Source organism: Jiangella rhizosphaerae, assembly GCF_003579925.1.
In the GTDB taxonomy this organism is placed as follows: domain Bacteria; phylum Actinomycetota; class Actinomycetes; order Jiangellales; family Jiangellaceae; genus Jiangella; species Jiangella rhizosphaerae.
Genome location: NZ_QUAL01000198.1, coordinates 1 through 634 on the forward strand (window position 1 = coordinate 1; position 634 = coordinate 634).

At 80.8% G+C, this 634-nt stretch carries 1 pseudogene; it reads right to left on the minus strand.

What is annotated here, in order from left to right:
* Positions 1-91: 91 nt before the first annotated feature.
* Positions 92-634, minus strand: a pseudogene (locus DY240_RS32235) (hypothetical protein); the annotation flags it as partial.

The following is a 634-nucleotide window of genomic DNA, read 5'->3' on the forward strand; positions in this document are numbered from 1 at the left end:
CCGGCCGCCACCAGGGCGGACAGCGCCACGATGGCCGCCGCCCGCCCGGGTCGGCGGCCACCGCGGGTACGGCGGACGGCCGGTGCGCCGGTCAGCTCTCGGTCCGGAACCGACGCCACAGCTGGCCCGCGCCGCCGACCGTCGCCAGCCCGACCAGCGCGCCCGGAGCCAGCCAGCCGGTGTCGTCGCCGGAGGTGCTGCCGGCGCCGGTGTCGACGCCGCCGCTGGGCGCCTGGCCGCCGTCGTCGTCACCGCCGTCGTCGTCCCCGCGGTCATCATCGCCGCCGTTGTCGTCGTCGGCGGAGACGCCCGTGTTCACGCCGCCGCTCGGCGCTCGGCCGTCGTCGCCGTCGTCGTCACCGCCCGCCCCGTCGTCGTCGCCGGAGCCGCCCGCACCGCCGGCCGCGCCGTCGTCGTCACCCGAGCCGCCGTCGTCGCCGGAGCCGCCGTCGTCGCCGGCGCCGTCGTCGTCACCCGAGCCGTCGTCGCCGCCGGCACCGTCGTCATCCCCGGCACCGTCGTCATCCCCGGCACCGTCGTCGTCGGCGGAGACGGCGACGGAGTCGGCCACCGCCGTCGCGGGCGCCGCGAGGGCGACGCCGGCGCCGGTGAGGCCGGCGGCCGCGGCGAGCGC